The following is a 15,869-nucleotide window of genomic DNA, read 5'->3' on the forward strand; positions in this document are numbered from 1 at the left end:
GGATGGGTTGGGCGAACGGGGGGCGGACGCCCCGCCGGTCAAGGACCGAGCGGCAGCAGCGCGCCTGGCAAGCCGCGGATCAGGTCGGCTTCGGGACATGCCGCGGCAAACGCAAGGCGAATGCGGCTCGTGGTCTCGACGACACGGGCAGCGAGTTTCAAGAGACGAAGACGCAGCGTCGCGAACTCGGCTGTGGCCAATTCCCGGGCTTTGGGAATCGCGTCGCGCACGGTCAGCATCAGCCAATAAGCGGCGGTGTGGAGAACGAGGCGGACTTGATTGGCGAGCGCCGAACGGCAGCTGGTGCGATCGGAGGCGAGCTGTGTCTTATGCAGCTTGATCAGATTCTCGGCTTGGCCGCGCGCGCAATACAGGCTGTCGTAGATCCACTCGGCCGAGCCGACATCGAGGCTGGTGACGACGAAACGGATGTCGAGGCCGAGCATCGTCGCCTCAATACGGGCGACGGTACGCCGTTCGCGATCCCAGGACTTGGCCTTGTGGCGCGTCTCGGTATAGCCACGCAGAACCGGCAGGTTCTCGATGGCGCGTCGCGTGCGGATGTCGTCGGCGGCCTCGTCGACTTTTCTGGCGAGCGGCTTGGTGCCGGACAGACCGAAGATGTAGTCGATGCCGTTGGTCTCGCACCACGTCATGGCCTCCGGCCGAGCATAGTGCCCGTCGCCACGGAACGTAATTCGCGTGTTGTGCCACCGCGTCCGGATATGCCGTATCAGGCGGCGCAGATGGGCACGCACCTCGACGCCGCCCGGCGTCTTGCCGGGCCGCAGCACGACCGCCACGGGCCGGCTCTTCTCCGTGTCGTAGACGTGGATCGGCAGGAAGCAGCGTTCGTCATAATGAGCGTTGAACAGCGAGAGCTGCTGATGGCCGTGGACGACATCGCAGGTATCATCGATGTCGAGCGTGACGGATGCCGGCTCGCGCGGGTAGCTATCCATCCATGCGTCGACCAAAGTGTAGGTCAGTCGGATCACGTCGCGCAGGCGCGGAGCATTCTCCAGCCGCGACAGCGTCGGTTGGGAACACAGATCGCGACCCGTGTCCGGCAGCCGTCCGCAGGCCAGCTTGAATGCGGGATCGGACCGCAGATGATCGAGGTCGTCGGCGTCCTCGTAGCCGCAGCAGATCGCGAACATGCGCGCGCGGAACATATCGACAAGGCTGTGCACGACCCGCGTCGGATCGCGCCGATCCGGGAACACCCGGGCCAAATTGTCGGCCAAGCCGAGACGCCGCTCGGCCATCGCCAGAAGCATCACGCCCCCGTTCGAGGTCAGCCGACCGCCATCGAAGGCAGCTGTGACTTTCTTGGCGTGAACGGCTGGAAACGAGAAGGGCAGAATCGTATCATCGGTCATGGCGGGCCTGGTGTTCGCGGCTGAAGGTGATGGGGTTGGCTTTGCAACCGAATCCTACGCCGCATCAGCGCTTTACACCACGCTCGCCAGCCTCTCAGGCGCACTCTGACGAATAAGACGGGCTAGCGAACTGCACCGAGTTCGATTTCGCCGTCTTGGACATAAATCTTGGCGGCAGATTAAGTGCACCGGTGGCTGAGATTCTCAGATCGCGCAAGATCCCCTTCATTTTCTCGACCGGTTACGGCGCGAGCGGGATTCCACCTCACTTTGCCGACGTTCCTTCACTTCAGAAACCCTTCACCATTGACGCACTAGGCCGCACCGTTGATGAACTCATGAGAGAGGCGTGAATCCGTTTGGGACATGAACCATGACGGCTTCCCCGCCCGCTTAGGTTGCGGTAGGTCTGCCTCCTGCTTTTGGGGCATTTTCAATGTACCGCTCAGTTTGGGCAATTGCTGCGCTCTTACTCGCCTCAATGCTGTTCAGCGATTTTCACGGTGGCTCGAAACCGTTTTTCGCGTTCACCTCGCCGCAGATCGTCGCCTTGCCGATAATACCAACGCGTACTTCAAAGACTGTCGGCAATCGTAACAAAAATTAGGGATCTTTAATGAAGAAGCCAAATTGGCCAGGCATCGCCACGGTAGTGGCGATAGTATGGATCATTTCGAACGTGGGATGGCTCGGCATTGCAGGTCCGATTTGGATGGCGACCGCTGCACCCAGTCCCGATCCGTGGATTGGCTTCGCCGGAAATGCCTTGGGCGCATTCGTTTCGCTAATCGCTGCCACCGTCGCCGGTATAGCAGCATACCGCACAATCATTCCGATGCAGCAACAACTCTCCGAACTAATTCGGCAGAACAAGTTTGCACAATATGACACGCTAAGAACCCGCTCCAGAGAACTCAACACAGAGTTGACCCTCGTCTATCAGGTCCTAAACGGGCTTTCCGCGGCCGAAGATTCGCTGAGCGCGCGTGGCCTGGGAGATCGAGAGATTGTTAGTGCGGCCGTTGAGAAAGCGCGCGCCGCAATACAATCACTTTGGAAGGCTGGCGGGAACGCTTGGGGCGATTCATCGGTCGTACAGTTGCGCAAAGAGCCGGCCCCGGAATTCTGCACAGGGCGATAAGTGGAGTTTCTGCCTGACAGCGGGCACGCTGTGCCTGCGAATCAGGAGCGACAATGAGCAGAAGAACACGCCGGAACCACACACCGGCCTTCAAGGCGAAGGTGGCGCTCGCCGCCGTGAAGGGCGATCGAACGCTGGCTCAGCTTGCCGAGCAGTTCGACGTCCACCCCAATCAGATCACGGCGTGGAAGGCTCAGCTTGAAAGCAAGGCCGCCGATGCGTTCGGTCCCGGCGGCGGCTCCGGAGCGGAGCAAGCAGCCATCGACGTGAAGTCGCTGCACGCCAAGATCGGCGAACTGACGCTGGAGAACGATTCCTAAGAAACGGCAGCATCTACTTTCGGCTCCAAGGGATGGAGAACAAAGCCGAATGCCTTGGCACGCCGATGCAAATTGTTGACCACTCGCGTCCGGTAACGCGTCTCGTAGGACGAGGCCCCGGGATCGACATAGTCCATTCCGTATCGCACAGCATTGTAGAACAGAACTGCGATCTTCCGGGCCGTGGCGGTCACGGCCTTGGCCTTGCCGATGCGCGCTGAGAGCCGTCTATAAAAGGCGCCGAGCGCAGTGTCTGTACGACCCACGGTCACGGCAGCAAGGCGCAGAAGTGCCGCCGCTCGGCCGCCGGATCGGCGCGTTCGGGACGAGAGCATTTTGCCGCCGGAGACCTTGTTGCTCGGCGCCAGTCCCAGCCAGGAGGTAAAATGCTTTGCACTTGGCCACGAGGAGAGGTCGTCGCCGCATTCAGCGGTCAGCTTCAGCGAGAGGTAAGGACCGAGGCCGTCGATCGCGGTGAGGTCCTTTCCGAGCAACGCGAACAGCGCCTCGCGGACATCGAAAGCTGGAGCGTTCGCCTGATCGGTTCGATTCCGACGCCGCGAGACCCGCGGCGCTGATCCGTGGCCATGCCCCCGATGGAAGCTCAGTTCCTTCAACACGGCTTCAATTCGGGCGTCGCAGGCAGATGCCTTCTCGTGGTAGGCGTCGTAAAGCGCAAGTGCCTGCTCGAGCGCAAACAGATGCTCGGCGCGGTAGCTTCCGGTGAGCGCCTTCGCGATCGTCTCGGCGCTGGAGCGGCAACTATAATGGCGCAAGCACGCCAGCGCCTCAGGATCGCGCTCGCCGGCAAGGATCGCCCGTATGATACGCAGGCCGGTCACGCCGGTGATGTCGGTGACGACGTGGTGCAGCTGAAGATTCATCTCCGTCAAGGCCTTCTGCATATGCTGGATGTGTGAGGCCGCGTACTCCAGCAGACGCTCGCGCTGACGCACGTAGGCTCGCAGCTCGGCAATCTGCCCTTTGGGCCGAAAGCTGGCCCGCAGCAACCCGAATGAATGGAGCCGCTGCAGCCATTGCGCATCGCTGACATCGGTCTTGCGCCCCGGCACGTGCTTGGCATCGCGCGCGTTGACAAGAAACACGTTAAATCCCCGGGCATCGAGAAGCTCGAAGATCGGAATCCAGTAGACGCTGGTCGATTCCATGACGACAGTCTCGACGCCGCATTCAGTAAACCAGTCGACTAGCCGATGCAGATCAGCCGTGAAGGTACCGAAGCTGCGGACTGGCTCCGGTGCGCGATCTGCCCTCACGGCAGCCATGTGCATAGTCGCTCCGACGTCGATGGCAGCCGCGTCCGGGTGCACCATCTGCATCTTACCTCCGTTCCTCGACTTCGATCTTTTGGGGTTCATCTCTAATCCTCCTGCTGACGGCGGCGGAAGGGCTGGGCTGCGCTATACGTCAGATTCCTAAACGGGATCGCCGGATGGCGTCACCACTCTCAAGTGCGCGACAACCCATGGACCAGGTTTTTTAACGGGGTCACGTGCCACCAAAATCGTATCGGCCGCTCCCTCCCGGTCGGCAATCTAGCGCCGGTCCGTTTCTATCCCACAGGGGGAGCGCATCGCCGCGCATAGTTTTTTAGAAGGAGCGCTCACCAAGGCGGGATTGCTGAGCGCAAAGCGATGATCGACCGTGAGCACGAGCTGTCGATCACCAGGCAGGCGGAGGCTTTGAACATCAGCCGCGGCAGCGTGTACTACCTGCCGCGGCCGGTGCCGGACGCCGACCTTGCGATCATGCAGCGCCTCGACCGGCTGCATCTGGAGTTCCCTTTTGCCGGCTCTCGCATGTTGCGAGGGCTGCTGGCTGCCGATGGGTGCAAGATCGGCCGTCGGCATGTGAAGACGTTGATGCGGCGGATGGGGATAGAAGCGCTCTATCGCCGTCCACGCACGACAAAGCCCGAGCCGGGCCACAAGATCTACCCGTACCTGCTGCGCGGGATGGAGATCACGCGGCCGAACCAGGTGTGGGCGATGGACATCACCTACATCCCGATGGCGCGAGGCTTCGTCTATCTGGCGGTTGTGCTCGACTGGTTCAGCCGCCGCGTGCTGTCGTGGCGCGTATCGATCACCATGGAGGCGGCGTTCTGTGTCGCGACGCTTCAGGATGCCCTGGCTCGTCACGGCAAGCCGGACGTCTTCAATACGGATCAGGGCTCGCAGTTCACCGGACAGGCTTTTAACGGCGTGCTCGCCGACAACGGCATTGCGATCAGCATGGACGGCAAGGGAGCCTGGCGGGACAACGTGTTTGTCGAACGGCTATGGCGCAGCGTCAAATACGAGGAGGTGTATCTGCGGGCCTATGACAGCGTCAGCGAGGCCCTCGCGTCGATCGGCCGATACCTCGACTTCTACAACGGTCGGCGCCCGCATTCGAGCCTTGACGGCGTCACCCCCGATCAAGCCTACTTCAACCCGCTGCCACTCCGCTTGGCAGCCTAACCATGGCAGAGGCTCCACTTATCGACGCGGAAAATCTGTTCAGACAACCGGAGCCAGCTCACAGCCGCCCCGTTAATCATACCGACCGATCCATCGGGATGCCGCTATTCCGACTAAAATTTTCCAAGTTCCTCGCAACGATCGACCTCGTTCGGCGTCATTGCTCAAGTGCGGAGCGAATTATGGACGACGAGGAACGGCGAGAGCTTCAAGACCGCATCATGCGCTACCGCATGATGGAGCGCGAGGCGACTGATCCGCTCGCGCTCGGCCTCCTGCATGACATCGTTGCTGAATTGGAGGCCGCATTGCGAAGTCCTAGCCCGTCTTATTCGTCAGAGTGCGCCTGAGAGGCTGGCGAGCGTGGTGTAAAGCGCTGATGCGGCGTAGGATTCGGTTGCGAAGCCAACCCCATCACCTCAACCGCGAACGCCACGCCCGCCATGACCGACGATACGATTCTGCCCTTCTCGTTTCCAGCCGTTCACGCCAAGAAAGTCACAGCTGCCTTCGATGGCGGTCGGCTGACCTCGAACGGGGGCGTGATGCTTCTGGCGATGGCCGAGCGGCGTCTCGGCTTGGCCGACAATTTGGCCCGGGTGTTCCCGGATCGGCGCGATCCGACGCGGGTCGTGCACAGCCTTGTCGATATGTTCCGCGCGCGCATGTTCGCGATCTGTTGCGGCTACGAGGACGCCGACGACCTCGATCATCTGCGGTCCGATCCCGCATTCAAGCTGGCCTGCGGACGGCTGCCGGACACGGGTCGCGATCTGTGTTCCCAACCGACGCTGTCGCGGCTGGAGAATGCTCCGCGCCTGCGCGACGTGATCCGACTGACCTACACTTTGGTCGACGCATGGATGGATAGCTACCCGCGCGAGCCGGCATCCGTCACGCTCGACATCGATGATACCTGCGATGTCGTCCACGGCCATCAGCAGCTCTCGCTGTTCAACGCTCATTATGACGAACGCTGCTTCCTGCCGATCCACGTCTACGACACGGAGAAGAGCCGGCCCGTGGCGGTCGTGCTGCGGCCCGGCAAGACGCCGGGCGGCGTCGAGGTGCGTGCCCATCTGCGCCGCCTGATACGGCATATCCGGACGCGGTGGCACAACACGCGAATTACGTTCCGTGGCGACGGGCACTATGCTCGGCCGGAGGCCATGACGTGGTGCGAGACCAACGGCATCGACTACATCTTCGGTCTGTCCGGCACCAAGCCGCTCGCCAGAAAAGTCGACGAGGCCGCCGACGACATCCGCACGCGACGCGCCATCGAGAACCTGCCGGTTCTGCGTGGCTATACCGAGACGCGCCACAAGGCCAAGTCCTGGGATCGCGAACGGCGTACCGTCGCCCGTATTGAGGCGACGATGCTCGGCCTCGACATCCGTTTCGTCGTCACCAGCCTCGATGTCGGCTCGGCCGAGTGGATCTACGACAGCCTGTATTGCGCGCGCGGCCAAGCCGAGAATCTGATCAAGCTGCATAAGACACAGCTCGCCTCCGATCGCACCAGCTGCCGTTCGGCGCTCGCCAATCAAGTCCGCCTCGTTCTCCACACCGCCGCTTATTGGCTGATGCTGACCGTGCGCGACGCGATTCCCAAAGCCCGGGAATTGGCCACAGCCGAGTTCGCGACGCAGCGTCTTCGTCTCTTGAAACTCGCTGCCCGTGTCGTCGAGACCACGAGCCGCATTCGCCTTGCGTTTGCCGCGGCATGTCCCGAAGCCGACCTGATCCGCGGCTTGCCAGGCGCGCTGCTGCCGCTCGGTCCTTGACCGGCGGGGCGTCCGCCCCCCGTTCGCCCAACCTACACCTCAAGCGCGTTGCAAAGTACCGGTCGTCAGGCGGTGAAAAGCCGAAGGCAATCCCGCGCGCCTCGTCAGAGCAGATGTGCGGCCACATCAATCGGACCAAAAAAACGCACTCTCACGAATAGGACGGGCTAGCGACAACGCACGACCAGCCTGAGCGGTACGCATACGACGGAGGCCGCCTGATTGACGCATGCGCGCGGGCACGGCGAGGTCTATGATGGCATTGGGTGAAGGGTGAAGGTCAGGCGGCCTGCTGATTGGCTGGCTTGTCGGCCTGGCGCAGGAGCTTCCATTCCCAGGGCAAGAGCTCGTGCAGACGCGATGCGGGATGATCGGCGATACGGGCCAGGACGTCGGCGAGCCAGGCCTTGGGATCGACGTCGTTGAGGCGACAGGTCGTGATCATCGTCAGCATGATGGCGGCACGGTCGGCGCCGCGCTGGCTGCCGGCGAAGGTCCAGTTGCGCCTTCCCAAGGCGATGCCCCTCAATGCGCGCTCAGCGCAATTGTTGGTCAAGCAGATCCTGCCGTCGTCGAGGAAGCGGGCGAAGCCGTCCCAGCGCCTGAGCATGTAGTTAATCGGCTTCAGGACCTCGGAGGAACGCGAGAGGGTTTCGCGCTCGCGGAGCAGCCAGGCATGCATGTCCTCGAGAAGTGACTTACTCTGTTCCTGGCGAGCGGCACGCCGCTCGCCGGCACCGCGGCCGTTGATGGCGCGCTCGATCTCGAACAACGTATCGAGGCGTCTGACAGCCTCCAGCGCGATCGGGGAGACCGGTTTGCCTTTCTTGCCTTCCCGAGCATTTTTCTCGATATCAGCCAGCTCGAAGAAGCCCCGCCGCGCATGGGCCACGCAAAACGCCGGCGTAATCGGCAGCGCCTTCTTCTGCGGGTCGAACAGCGGCTCGAAGCCGCTGTAGCAATCCGCCTGCAAGATGCCGGCGAAGGCGGCCAGATGTCTCTGTGGATGCTCGCCTCGTCGGTCGCTCGAGGCGTAATAGACCGCTGCCGGCGGCGCAGGCCCGGCGAACGGCCGGTCATCCCGCACATAAGTCCAGATCCGCCCGGTCGTGCACTTGCCCTTCGCCAGAATACGGATGGTGGTGTCGTCGCCATGAAGGCGCTCGGCAGCGAGCACGTGGCGTTCGATCAAGTGGAAGAGCGGCATGACGGCGAAGGTCCCGTGGCCGACCTGGTCGGCCAGCGTCGACAACGGCAGGTCGATCCCCTCGGCCTTAAAGCGCGCACTCTGGCGGTTGAGCGGGATATGCATGCCGAACTTGTCGAACAGGATCGTCGCCAGCAATTGTGGGCCGATGAAGCCGCGCGGCGTGGCATGGAACGGCGCGGGCGGCTGGCTGATCTTCTCGCAATCGCGGCAGGTGAACTTCTCGCGTACCGTCTCGATCAGCTTGAAGCGGCGCGGGATCTCCTCCAGCGTCTTGGTCACATCCTCACCGATCTTCGCCAGCCGCGATCCACCGCAGCAGGCGCAGGTCGTTGGAGTCTCAATGACGACGCGCTCGCGTTCGATATCGTCAGGCCATGGCTTGCGCACCGGCCGCTTGCGCATGAAGGGGCGGACGTTCTGCGTCTTCGCCGCTGCGGCCTGTGCGGCAAGCTCATCCTCGCTCGCCGTGGTGACGAGTTCTTCGAGCTCCAACTCCAACTGCTCGAGCAGCCGTGCCGAGCGCTCGGATCGCTGCCCGTGCAGTTCGCGTTTCAGCTTCTCGATGCGCAACTCGAGATGAGCGATCAGCGCCTCGGTATCCGACAGTTTCGCCTGCGCATTCGCGGCTTGCGCCTGCCAGTTGGCGGCCTTCGCCTCGGCTTTCTGTCGCGCCTCACGCTCGGCCTGCAGCGCCGCCAGGGCACTGACAAGGTCCGATGGAAGATCATCCGGCTTCGATATCATGGAGCCATTGAATCAGATCGAGCAGCAGATTCAAACCGTAAAACGACTATCCGACCCGCGTCGGACGCTGGGTTTCTTGAGGGTTGCGCCAATCGATCCCGGACAACAGATAGCTCAACTGCGCCGGAGAGATCGTTACCGATTCACCAGCAACCGATGGCCAGATGAACCTGCCTCTCTCGAGTCTTTTGGTGAACAAGCAGGCGCCCTGGCCATCGTGCCAAATGACCTTCAATAGATCACCGCGTTTGCCCCGGAAGCAGAAAAGACCGCCGCCCATGGCGTCGCGCTTGAGCACTTCCTGCACGCGCAGAGCCAGGCTCGGAAAGCCGCACCGCATGTCGGTATGGCCCGTCGCCAGCCACACCCGCACGCCCGTCGGGATCGGGATCATCGGCGCGCCAGGCCCCGAGCAATTCGAACGACCGCCTCGATATCCGCACCGGGGCCGAAGACCACGCGCAGCCCCTGAGGGCTCACGATTTCGATCTGACCTGTCTCGACAGCTTCCGTCGTTGGCGGCGTACTTGCCGCAACTATCGCAGGGACGAATGTCGGGCCGATCGAATCCTCTTCGGCCGGATCATGACAGGTCCAAGCCTTGCGCCAGCTCAGCAGAAGCTGACGTGATATCCCATACCGGCGAGCCGTCGCCGACACCAGTCGTGGCCCCGAGAAGCTCTCCTCTACGATTCTGAGCTTCTCCGCACGCGTCCAGCGTCGCCGCCGACCGGTCTCCACCAAATCCATGCGGCTCAGCACCGCACTGTCCTTATGTCCGTCCATAAGGACAGTCAGCTACAGATCGGAAAAACTCGCAAGACGGCCGCCCTCGGACGGATACCCTGAGCGTCCGCAGTTCTTCGATTGAACTTGAGACGACCTCCGCTATGCAGCGTTTTCTCCAACACAGCCGCTTGCCCGGCTTCGGTCAGACCATCGAGGGTTCGGTCGCCACGATCCGCACACTTAATAATCCGGCGAGCGATGTAGCGACGGGTCTTATGATCGTCGGTTCCTTTCGGCAGATGCTGACAGGCTCTTTCCAGCGCGACTTCCATACTCGCCAACGTCCTACTGTCAAACCGCTCCGCGATGAACATGATCGATCTCCCAAGCGATCACGGTGGAATAATGGGATAGGCAGAAATGCTAACTTGGCTGCGGCGCACTGTCGATAACCCAGTTGATCGCGCTCGGCCGGTCACATCAGACGAGTTGACCAGAACCTTGGTGCCGCGCGCCCGAAAATGGCGCGCGGCGTCAATTGCTAAGCCGCCTTGCCCTCAATCTGGCGCGGCCCTGTCCTCGCAGCGTCGTTGATAGCAATTTGCCGGGGCTTCATCGCTTCTGGCACTTCGCGTGCCAGTTCGATGCACAGCAAGCCGTTGTCGAAGGAGGCGCTTTTCACCTGCACATAATCGGCCATGCTGAACTGACGCTTGAAGTGCCGGGTCGATATTCCTCGATAGGACGGGGCGCAGTTTACGGCCGGTTTTGCTCACAGCAATGCCAGCGGTATCCTTTGAAACGAAAGAGGGCGCCAACTGAGGCGGCCTTATTTGCTGATCTGTTCAAAATTGAGCATCCGGAACATCAGATGGGGTTCATACCTCAAATCATGGTCTCAAAAGCGAAACTGCTTAGCCAAGAAGAGTTCGCCTCCCTGCTTACGGTCGCAAATACGTCCGCCGTAGCCCCCCGGCAATGATCCCGGCCGAGCATAGCAAGCGACTGATAGCGATGGGTTACATGGTCCAACTATCTCCTCTGCAACTACATCATGAGGATCATTTGACGTGACGCTAATCACTCTATGCCGAGCTGGCCAGCGATCCGACGAACCAAATACTCGGATCCTAGGGACGTAAGATGTACAGTGTCGCGCGCCGTCAGTGAATCGCCAAGACGGGTCAAACATCCGTCGGTTTGGCATAGGGCGTTTCTTGCGGAGATATACTCAACCCCGAGCGCGGCTGCGATGCCCTCGATTATCTTGTCATCTCTGCTCCCATTGACGAATTGCGACGTCCGCTCGGGTAACACCGAATCGTACCTCCGATAGTATGCGACAGCGATATCGGGAAGGCCGCCGCGCCAAACTGGGACGGGTCCGATCATTATGATGCGAGGAACACCAGCTGCACGTAGAGCGTCGATCGTCGGCTTGATTGTGGTGGCACTGTCACCTGCGTCCCAGATTGCGTGCAGTATTACAACGTCAGGTTTGATCTCGGACACGCGACGCACGATCTCTGCGTTCTTTTCGAGGCAATAGCGGCTCGCTGAGTGAGCTGGAAGCAGGAGTGGTGAGCACGAACTAACGGAATACTGCGCGATCCCAAATGCATGGTTCTGTTGTAGCTTTGTGAGACCTGGGATGAGGGCGGAGGCAGTCGAGTCTCCCCAAATGGCGATCAAGGGACGCTTGGTCTCCGAACAATTCCGGAAATCTCCGTCCTCGCCATCAAGTAGGAGGCATTCGTGCACACGCCATGAGGTGACGCCATCTGGGGTATTGATCATCGCTTGGAGCGGGCCGGGAAGGTCGGGCACCTTAACGAACGTCGCATATAGACCAAACAGCCCGCCTGCTGCCATCGCGGCTCCGATCGGGAAAACCCTGGACTGGCGGCGCAATGGTCGCTCCACCGCAAAATAGGTCAACACCGAGAGCGCAGACGCCAGCGCAACGGCTGCAAGCCCGAGAGTATCGTTGAGAGGACGAAACAGATAGATTTGGAGGAATACCAAGACCGGCCAATGCCAAAGGTACAGGGAATAGCTGATCAGCCCGACGCCGACGAACGGCTTGAGGGTCAAAATGCGATTTACAATTGCCCCTTCTGACATGATGAGAAGAGAGGCGCCCGCGACTGGAAGCGCTGCCGCCCAGCCAGGGAACGTCATTTTTGCGTCGAATAGGAAAAACGAGACCTCTATCGCGACAATCCCGATGATCGCTGCCGCCTCCCGTACTGCTCTCGACTGCGAGGGAAGGAATGTTAGGAGGGCGCCGGCCATCAACTCCCACGCGCGCGTGAACAGCAGGAAGAATGCTGACGCCGGATGGTCACTGGCCAAGGCAACATTTAGAGAGAATGACGCGACTAAGCCGATGCCCGCTGCGATCGGCATCCAGCGGCGGGGTAGCGCACACAAAATCAACGGCCACGCCAGGTAAAACTGCTCCTCAATGCCGAGCGACCAAAGATGCAAAAGCGGCTTTAGATGTGCGCCGATGTCGAAATAGTTGACCTCGGACAGCAACATCAGGTTGGCCGAGAATAGGGAACTTGCGACGGCGTTCTTCCCGAGGGAATGCAGCTCGTTTGGCAACAGGAGATGCACCCCTACGAACATGGTTGCGGCCAAAACGACGATCAGGGCCGGAAAAATTCGCCGTATGCGCCTTTCATAAAACGTCGCAAGGCTGAATGTCTTGTCGTGCATGTCCGACGTCACGATGCCGGTGATAAGATATCCCGAGATCACAAAGAAGATGTCGACGCCGACGAAGCCGCCGGGAAGCGTTCCGGGAAATGCGTGGAACAGAATTACTGCGGAAACCGCAACGGCCCTCAAGCCGTCGATGTCAGGTCGGTATGCCGCTTTCATGGCAATCCTATAGCACGACCGTAGGATGATCGCGCAAGCGCGCAGAACCTGAAGCAATTGGCGCCAAAACATCTACTAACTGCGGCGCCGTCGAGAACGCAATTCCTCTCGGGAACGGGTAACATGTGAAGGCGACATCAACGCATATCGGCGCCGGCACGGTCGGCGCATTGCGATTGAACAGCCGTGTTGGTCGGCCGCACCTTTCCGACGCTCTCCCAACTGGAACGTATGTCGTAGGCGGCGTCCTGCTGTCCGTCGCCAATGGCGTTGCGGTCTACCTCAAGCGCCCGGGGGCTCAGTAATGGCTGTTACGCGAAAGCATGTCGGGTTGTCTGTCGCCGGCGCCGCGCTCGCTGTGTGCTGGTCTCCCATTGGGAGGGCATGAACCTTGTGGCCGAACATCTCCCGTTCGATCCGCCGGGCGTCTTCACGGTCTGCGGCGGGATCCCACGTCGCCGAGCGCTACGCTGACTAGGTGGTGGTTTGCGTCCCGTCGCTGCCGACCATGCCGCCGCACCGTAAGGCGGCTAAGCCTGCTTGCGAGTTTGATCCTTTTGACGGCGTGCGCAACGGCTCGTCGGGAGGATCCGCCGCCGGCGGAAGTGGCGCGCCAACTTCCGCCGGCGCCCGATAAGCTCGCGAAGGCGCCGGCCGTGCCGTATCTCGACACTCAATGTCATTTCCCCTGGTTCAAGGTGCCGGGCTGCAAGGGCAGCGCCTGACGGTCTCCGATGACCTAGAAGTGCGCGGCTCGGCGAGGTGCCCGGCTGGTACGATGGCGTGCGCAAGAGCTACGGGGCGCGCTGATGACAACCGCGCACACCGATCTTGAGAAGATTGCGAAGATGGCGGCGAAAGAGGCCGTTTCAGAAACGTTTCTCTCGCTCGGGATGGACGTTTCAAACCCGGCACGGTGATCTCGGTGCAGGGGCAGTTTTCTTTCCTCCGGAACATGCATTACGCAGCGCGCCATCTGCACAACGTCATCATTGCCGGCGTGGTCGGCGCGGCCGTGAGCGGGGCTGTGCGGCCGTTCTGGACGGGCTTCAAGGCGATCGCGGCGGCGCCGGCCGCCATAAGCGCGGGGCAGGGAACCTCGAAATAACTGGGGTCATACAAACGGAGCAGTAGCGGAGCGTGCGGATTGCCATTAGAACACGCTCCAAGAATGTTTCCGAATGCAACAACGTACCGTGCAGACATAGACGGATTGCGCGCATTCGCCGTGGTCTCTGTGGTGCTCTATCACGCCTTTCCGCCCGCGGCACCAGGCGGGTTCGTCGGCGTTGATGTGTTTTTCGTTATTTCCGGGTTCCTCATATCGTCGATACTCGTCGATGATCTGAATGAGCATCGGTTTTCGTTTGTCGGTTTCTATAGCCGGCGCGCGCGCCGAATTTTCCCGGCCTTAACCGTCTGCTTGGCGGCCAGCCTGGCCTATGGGTTCGTTGCGCTCACTCCGTCCGAGTTGGCGCAGCTTGGCAAGCATGTGTTTTTCGGAGCCGGCTTTCTCTCCAATATCGCCCTGTGGTCAGAGGCCGGTTACTTCGATACCGCCGCTTCCTACAAGCCGCTTTTGCATCTGTGGTCGCTCGGGATTGAGGAACAATTTTACATTTTGTGGCCGGTCCTCCTGTGGGGCGCATTTCGGCTGAAAGCGAACCTTAGGTGGCTGCTGGTGGTGCTGTTAATTGTCTCGTTTGGGGTCAATGTTGCGCTGTCGATCGCCGACCTTTCGAATGACTTCTACCTTCCAATTTCTCGGTTTTGGGAACTGCTCGTCGGCGGCGCCTTGGCGCTGTTCGGTCGCCGCGTCGCTGCCGGCGCGCAGCTTCGATCGGCGGCCTCGATTGCGGGCGCCGGCGCACTGCTATCCTCCGTGGCGCTGTTCACGCCTGAATTGCGGTATCCCGGATGGTTTGCCTTGCTCCCTGTCGCCGGTGCTGCCGCGATGATCTTTGCTGGGCCCGACGCGCCGATTAATCGAGCTGTGCTTTCCAGTCGGGCATGCGTCGCAGTTGGGCTAATCAGCTACCCGCTTTATATTTGGCATTGGCCGTTGATCTCTTACGCCTACGTCATACGCCTCGGAAAGCCGCCTACGCCCTTGCTCGCTCTAGCGCTTGTTTCGGCCAGCTTCCTGCTGGCGTGGATCACATATCGCTTTGTTGAGCTTCCCGTGCGGTTCGGCGCCATGCGCCGGCGCAATACGGTGTTGGTCTGCGCCTGCCTGGCGACGGTCGGGATATTCGGCGCGATCGTGTGGGCAGGCGGTGGGTTTCCAGAGCGTTTCCCGCGTCTACCCGGTGTCGACATTCAGAAGGTCGGAGCGGCGAGGCTTGACGCTGATTTCAAGCCGACCGCCGACATGGAAGTGTCGGAGCACGATTGGACCTTGGTCGCCCGATTGGGAGCCCGTGAGCGGAAGATTGCATTGAGCGGCGATAGTCTGCTGTTCCATTACGGACCGCGCGCCCAACAGCTACTCGAGGACAGCCGCTTGGCGGTGAGCGCCTTTTTTGTGACGGGGCCGCGCTGTCCGCCGGTGCCCGGGGTGGTGCAAGAGGACAAATTTTCAGCATGCAGCGACTTGACGGCCAAGCTGCTTGAGGTCGTGCGTCGCGAAAAGGTGCGTTCGGTCGTGTTGGGAGCCGCATGGTCTGGCTACAGCGCTGAGGGAATGAGCATCAAGCGCGACGGGACGCGCTTGTCATTGACCACTGGCGAGGGGCAGGACGCCTTTTACGCCAGTCTTGAGGAGTTCGTGCGCGAGCTACAGTCCGAAGGGGCCGCGATTTACCTGGTGCTCGGCCTCCCTACTCATGAGGCCTTCGCGCCGCGGAACATGGTCGCGCGCGGCATCACGGGCTTTCGGATCGCGCCAAACGTCGACGCCACTATTCGCGTGTCTGATTTGAAGGGCGTTCTAGCCAGGTCAGACGCGCGGCTTCGGGCGATCGGTTCGCGCACCGGCGCCGCCTTGCTCGATCCGTTCCCTGATATCTGCGGCGCCGGTGCGGCTTGCTCTCCGTTTTTTGGGGCGGGGGAGCCGAAATATTCCGACCAATCACATTTGCGGCCGGCCTTCGTGCGCGAGAATTTGCATTTCCTCGACCGTCTTTTGGAATGACCGTTCACCGCAGCATCACTCAGGCCGCGGCGACGATCAGCGAGCACGCGC

Annotated in this window: 11 protein-coding genes and 3 pseudogenes; 7 read left to right on the top strand and 7 right to left on the bottom strand. The window is 61.1% G+C overall.

Going from position 1 to position 15,869, the window contains the following annotated elements:
* Positions 1-38: 38 nt before the first annotated feature.
* A complete protein-coding gene (locus HAP54_RS14930; protein WP_166296351.1) occupies positions 39-1,382 on the bottom strand; it encodes an IS1380-like element ISBdi2 family transposase in 1,344 nt (447 codons plus the stop codon).
* Between the two features lie 616 nt (positions 1,383-1,998).
* On the opposite strand from HAP54_RS14930, the gene HAP54_RS14935 reads away from it, so the two are divergent.
* Together HAP54_RS14935 and HAP54_RS14940 are read left to right on the top strand one after the other, a co-directional pair.
* Positions 1,999-2,523, top strand: coding sequence for a hypothetical protein (locus HAP54_RS14935; RefSeq protein ID WP_166301135.1), 525 nt, complete (start codon positions 1,999-2,001; stop codon positions 2,521-2,523).
* 53 nt (positions 2,524-2,576) lie between these two features.
* A pseudogene (locus HAP54_RS14940) lies at positions 2,577-2,837 on the top strand (transposase); the annotation flags it as partial.
* A gap of 2 nt (positions 2,838-2,839) precedes the next feature.
* Here the strand turns inward: HAP54_RS14940 and HAP54_RS14945 are convergent.
* Entirely contained in the window at positions 2,840-4,222 is a 1,383-nt protein-coding gene (locus tag HAP54_RS14945) for an IS110 family transposase (RefSeq protein ID WP_175619428.1), read from the bottom strand.
* A gap of 228 nt (positions 4,223-4,450) precedes the next feature.
* Here HAP54_RS14945 and HAP54_RS14950 point away from each other — a divergent pair.
* The 3 genes and pseudogenes from HAP54_RS14950 to HAP54_RS14960 all read left to right on the top strand — a co-directional run.
* Positions 4,451-5,326, top strand: a pseudogene (locus tag HAP54_RS14950) (IS3 family transposase); the annotation flags it as partial.
* A 2-nt stretch (positions 5,327-5,328) separates the two neighbouring features.
* Positions 5,329-5,676 carry a hypothetical protein gene (locus HAP54_RS14955; protein WP_339156842.1) on the top strand — a complete coding sequence of 116 codons (348 nt, stop codon included), beginning with the start codon at positions 5,329-5,331 and terminating at the stop codon, positions 5,674-5,676.
* A gap of 93 nt (positions 5,677-5,769) precedes the next feature.
* Positions 5,770-7,113, top strand: a complete 1,344-nt coding sequence (locus tag HAP54_RS14960) for an IS1380-like element ISBdi2 family transposase (RefSeq protein ID WP_166301141.1) — start codon at positions 5,770-5,772, stop codon at positions 7,111-7,113.
* 280 nt (positions 7,114-7,393) lie between these two features.
* Here HAP54_RS14960 and tnpC read toward each other — a convergent pair whose 3' ends face one another.
* From tnpC to HAP54_RS14985, 5 genes and pseudogenes are all read right to left on the bottom strand, one after another.
* Complete coding sequence (gene tnpC, locus HAP54_RS14965) at positions 7,394-9,067, bottom strand: IS66 family transposase (RefSeq protein WP_166205228.1); 1,674 nt, start codon at positions 9,065-9,067, stop codon at positions 7,394-7,396.
* A 46-nt stretch (positions 9,068-9,113) separates the two neighbouring features.
* Entirely contained in the window at positions 9,114-9,461 is a 348-nt protein-coding gene (gene tnpB, locus HAP54_RS14970; RefSeq protein ID WP_063676425.1) for an IS66 family insertion sequence element accessory protein TnpB, read from the bottom strand.
* Positions 9,458-9,853 carry an IS66-like element accessory protein TnpA gene (gene tnpA / locus HAP54_RS14975; protein ID WP_166202956.1) on the bottom strand — a complete coding sequence of 132 codons (396 nt, stop codon included), beginning with the start codon at positions 9,851-9,853 and terminating at the stop codon, positions 9,458-9,460. The genes tnpB and tnpA overlap by 4 nt, the downstream gene beginning before the upstream one ends.
* Before the next feature lie 484 nt (positions 9,854-10,337).
* Positions 10,338-10,538: pseudogene (locus tag HAP54_RS14980) on the bottom strand (Hsp20 family protein); the annotation flags it as partial.
* 338 nt (positions 10,539-10,876) lie between these two features.
* Positions 10,877-12,685, bottom strand: a complete 1,809-nt coding sequence (locus HAP54_RS14985; RefSeq protein ID WP_166301144.1) for an acyltransferase family protein — start codon at positions 12,683-12,685, stop codon at positions 10,877-10,879.
* 916 nt (positions 12,686-13,601) lie between these two features.
* Between HAP54_RS14985 and HAP54_RS14990 the strand changes: the two genes are divergently transcribed.
* Both HAP54_RS14990 and HAP54_RS14995 read left to right on the top strand, forming a co-directional pair.
* On the top strand, positions 13,602-13,793 hold the full coding sequence (locus HAP54_RS14990) for a hypothetical protein (protein ID WP_166301147.1): 192 nt from the start codon (positions 13,602-13,604) through the stop codon (positions 13,791-13,793).
* Between the two features lie 63 nt (positions 13,794-13,856).
* Positions 13,857-15,818: an acyltransferase family protein gene (locus HAP54_RS14995; RefSeq protein WP_166301150.1), complete on the top strand. Its 1,962-nt coding sequence runs from the start codon at positions 13,857-13,859 to the stop codon at positions 15,816-15,818.
* Positions 15,819-15,869 lie beyond the last annotated feature (51 nt).

This window comes from Bradyrhizobium sp. 2S1 (assembly GCF_011516625.5).
GTDB classification, from domain to species: domain Bacteria; phylum Pseudomonadota; class Alphaproteobacteria; order Rhizobiales; family Xanthobacteraceae; genus Bradyrhizobium; species Bradyrhizobium septentrionale.

Bases quoted from the DNA above. Each gene is read 5' to 3' on its own strand.
- HAP54_RS14945 (WP_175619428.1), bottom strand. From the start codon at position 4,222: ATGAACCCCAAAAGATCGAAGTCGAGGAACGGAGGTAAGATGCAGATG.
- HAP54_RS14955 (WP_339156842.1), top strand. From the start codon at position 5,329: ATGGCAGAGGCTCCACTTATCGACGCGGAAAATCTGTTCAGACAACCG.
- tnpC (WP_166205228.1), bottom strand. From the start codon at position 9,067: ATGATATCGAAGCCGGATGATCTTCCATCGGACCTTGTCAGTGCCCTG.
- tnpA (WP_166202956.1), bottom strand. From the start codon at position 9,853: ATGGACGGACATAAGGACAGTGCGGTGCTGAGCCGCATGGATTTGGTG.
- HAP54_RS14960 (WP_166301141.1), top strand. From the start codon at position 5,770: ATGACCGACGATACGATTCTGCCCTTCTCGTTTCCAGCCGTTCACGCC.
- HAP54_RS14930 (WP_166296351.1), bottom strand. From the start codon at position 1,382: ATGACCGATGATACGATTCTGCCCTTCTCGTTTCCAGCCGTTCACGCC.
- tnpB (WP_063676425.1), bottom strand. From the start codon at position 9,461: ATGATCCCGATCCCGACGGGCGTGCGGGTGTGGCTGGCGACGGGCCAT.
- HAP54_RS14935 (WP_166301135.1), top strand. From the start codon at position 1,999: ATGAAGAAGCCAAATTGGCCAGGCATCGCCACGGTAGTGGCGATAGTA.
- HAP54_RS14985 (WP_166301144.1), bottom strand. From the start codon at position 12,685: ATGAAAGCGGCATACCGACCTGACATCGACGGCTTGAGGGCCGTTGCG.
- HAP54_RS14995 (WP_166301150.1), top strand. From the start codon at position 13,857: ATGTTTCCGAATGCAACAACGTACCGTGCAGACATAGACGGATTGCGC.